Raw genomic sequence first — 3,831 nt, 5'->3', positions numbered from 1 at the left:
TTGGGCATTGTCTCGCAATTGCTTTTAGCTTAGACAATAATTCATCCGCAGCTGAATTAGATACTGTAAGGTGATCAATTAGGTCCTTGAAAAAAGAATTTTGCTGATATAATTGACTCAAATCATTATTGGTAATATTAATGGCAACCAATGCATTGCCGGTAGGAATAAGAAGGATGATATCATTACAGTTTGCATGATTTGGAAGACCGGAGATCCAAATTCTCGGATCCCCCATCTTTGTATTGGGCCGATATAGTGAGGTCTTTGTCTTAAGCACTTTCTCGCCGTCAACTAGTATTGTCTTCAATATTTGCTTATGATCTGGCCCCTGAGATTGTGTTTCATAGTCATGCAAGCCTGTTTCTTTGAGAATCAGACGAACCGGGGTAGTTGCATCCATAATTGATTTCTTCAAGCCGGTAGCAGTTGGCTCGAGAAAGGTAAAGTTAATACCTCTCTTCGCAAGAAAAACTGAATTGCTCATCTCAAAATCAGTAAACTGTCTCATTTGATTTTCCTCAAAATTTGCATTGCAATCGCCCTTCCTAGCACAGGGGGAACGGCGTTTCCTACCAGTGTATACTGAGGAACTTCCTCTTTTCGCTTGTTTCCACCAGTCGATCGTTTCCCTTGGAATACGAAACTATCATCAAAAGATTGCAGTCTGGCCATCTCTCTAACAGTCAATGACCGTGGTACGCTATAATGAATATAGTCATCAGGCATGGTTACAACTGTTGGGCTGACCGAATTTGCATTCAGGACATTGTAATTGCGTTTTCCTGACTCCAGCCCCAATTCGCGCAGCTCTTCCTTGGCTTTTTCATAAGACTGATGTTTTTGAATGATAGCCAAACGCTTGATTACTTTCTCATTTTGATTGCTTGTCTGATGATTGTGTAATTCTTGTATATCGAATTTACCCTTATGGTAATCATCCAGAGATTTAACATAAACCGGCTTCTTGACGTTATACCATTGCGGTAGGCGTCCAGTACGAGACCATTCGGCGTAAGTCTTTGTTTCATCAGATGTTTCGACTTTTCCCGCGATGCTCCTGAGTGGGGAAGTCAAGGCCCCATTATCATTCTTTATTGCTTTATATCTACGTACATTTTCCCCATTCCCCAAAAAATCTAGATCATGTAGGGCTTCATACACTCGCACAGGATTGTTGAATTCTATCGATTCAGGAATTTCTGTGATAAGTGTCTGATCTCTGCGACATCCAATAAACAACACTCTTTCACGATTCTGGGGGACTCCATACTTGGATGCATTAACAACTATAGGCTTATCAATTTGATACAAGTACAATTTTTCGAGTAATTTGGAAAATTCATCGTACATATCGATGCTTCTTAAAATTTCACTCAATTCTGCAATGCATTCCTTGAATGAATATGAGAATATTTCGAGTGCTCTTGCAATCTCTCTCGCCAGGTTTCCTTGACTAGAGCTACTAAGATAGGGATTAATTGCCTTGTTGATTTTTTGTATGATTACTTCTTCATCGAGCTCATCGATAAAACTATTGAATGTTTCTTCAAAATTATCATTATCAATGTATGCAAAGTCTTTTTCTACCTTCACGTGTCGTTTGAGCTTATTGATTTCACTGCTTCTCTTCAGCAACAAGAGCCCATGTCTGATGGTATTGATGTCTCTATCTGACTTGCTTGTTTTGTAATCCAGAGTACTTGTTGTAAATTTCCTGAATAATTTCTCAAGCATATTTATGTATTGTGCAATCTTTTCATCCAAATCAGAATTTGCAAGAGATTCCATCTCTATCCTTGCTATATAATATGGCAATAAATCATAATCTTTGACCCTATGTTTGTTTTTTTGGATGGTTTCCCTTATAAATGTAATGAACTCTGAGATCTTCTCAGCATTGATGATCGAACGAATGCCGTCAATTATTAGTTCGCCTATCTTGCCATTTTCTTTAGTCAGTATTCCTTTGACATTTTCCATAACAAAATATTTCGGCTGAAATACTTTAATTACTTCGAGATAATGCGAGAACAAATCGTCCTTCTTATCATGCTTTCGTCTCTTGCCTGCAAGGCTGAAGCTCTGACAGGGAGGTCCCCCACAAATAACATCAACAGTTTTTGAGCCAACTTGGTTCTTCAACTCATGGATAAAATCAGGATCTGTTATGTCCTTTCGAAGAAAATTGGTATCCAACCCCAATTGATAATTATATCTTACAAGGTGGGTCAATTCACAATTTTCATTTATATCGCTAGCACATAAAAACTCAAACCTTTTGTCATCGATAAATGCTTGTAGAAAGCCTTCGCTGATACCACCAGCACCTGCAAACAAATCGATAAATGTTATGCTTGAAGTCTTCTTCTCTTTCTCTTTTTGCTTCTGCTTATCTTTATCTGCTAATAATTTCTCGATTACTGGAAGTAAATATTGTGGAGGCGTACAGTCGCCATTCTCCCATCTCCTAACTGTCCTCTCAGTAATTCCCAATTCAATAGCAATTTCTTTTTGAGTATAATATTGTCTGAGCTTTATAATAGCTTGATTAAAATCGTTGGTATTCATAATCTGTTTCACCTTACCGGACATTATGTCCTATGGTCGGGTAAGTGTCAAATTGCAAAACTGTGATTATCTATTCGTTCAAGGTGTTTTTGTGATTTATTACTCAAAATTTTACATTAGGTACGAAGATTTGTTGTAATCCATAAAGCGCCCGATTTCCTTAAGGGTACTTTACATTGGAAATTTACCAAATAGATTATTACTGAAAAAGGATTTATCTATCGAGATGCATTATCATATAGCAGTTATGATTATCATTATCAATAAATCTTATTCAAGTAAAAAGTTGGTCTATCTGCGCGATAGTACTCGCATTCTGAAGCATCGTTTGAGTTTGAAACATTTATACATTTGAATTTGCAAAATACATACATGGATTCAATACCAAAACTTGTTTGGTAACCGTGATAGCGACAAAGATAACAATTTTTGATTTTTACTCCTTCCTCAAATGCAGCTTCCACACAAGCAATAAATGCTTCAGCACTCTCGCAATTGATTTCTGGCTCATGATAGTAGAACTAGGCTTTATGTTTGAGACGATAATATTACGGATTTTTCAAATCCTCCAATTAAACAGATTTGGCATTGGCGTGTACCATGAATACATTTTTCTGCCATATGGGTATACTTAATTAAGGGGTAACGACTCATGCCTTTAGGTAAAAAAATGTTTAGTGTCACTTGAACCGAAAAATAAGATTCAAATACGTTAATTAAATGCTCCAGGGAATACCTTCCCAAAAAAATAATCCATATGAGTCTGACTAGCAATTTCAATAATAATTGAGTTGTACTCTTCACTATCTATTGGTTCAGCTAAATCCGGATTGAATGAATCGGCTTTGCTTTTGAGCATAGCTTCCCAGCGATCATAATTGGGTTGAAATCTCACTGGTTTCTTTGTTTGAGTCTTTGCTTCCTCTGTTGCATATTCTTTAAGCCATCTCTTGAAATCATCGAGTGAATGTTTTAGGTAACCTGATTCCAGTTCCTGACAAACGATTCCCTTTTCCTCCAGGCAGGTATATGAATTTGGATACGATTCATAGGGACCAATATTAAATGGACAGGATTTGCATTCATCTTCCATTGCGTAGAACCATGATTGGGAGTAATGAAATTTTCTTGGACATTCCGCTAATATAGATTCTCCTAATTCATTTTGTCTTATTGGCCTGTATTTAATAGATTGAGCAATTTCATCATTGTGCTTAAACAGTTTCTTTTTTGTATATAGAATATATTTTCCATTATTTT

At 36.7% G+C, this 3,831-nt stretch carries 3 protein-coding genes; all 3 read right to left on the bottom strand.

What is annotated here, in order from left to right; translation table 11 throughout:
* Positions 1 to 511 (bottom strand): MvaI/BcnI restriction endonuclease family protein (locus KO361_05280; GenBank protein ID MCC7574979.1); only part of this gene is annotated, 511 nt, incomplete at its 3' end.
* Positions 508 to 2,571 (bottom strand): DNA cytosine methyltransferase, encoded by a 2,064-nt coding sequence (locus KO361_05275; protein MCC7574978.1) that lies wholly within the window; start codon positions 2,569 to 2,571, stop codon positions 508 to 510. The genes KO361_05280 and KO361_05275, both read right to left, overlap by 4 nt.
* A 712-nt stretch (positions 2,572 to 3,283) precedes the next feature.
* On the bottom strand, positions 3,284 to 3,831 hold a 548-nt coding region (locus tag KO361_05270; GenBank protein ID MCC7574977.1), incomplete at its 5' end, for a hypothetical protein.

It is taken from the genome of Candidatus Woesearchaeota archaeon, from assembly GCA_020854775.1.
GTDB lineage: Archaea > Nanobdellota > Nanobdellia > Woesearchaeales > 21-14-0-10-32-9 > 21-14-0-10-32-9.
This window is presented reverse-complemented; position numbering and strand designations above follow the sequence as displayed.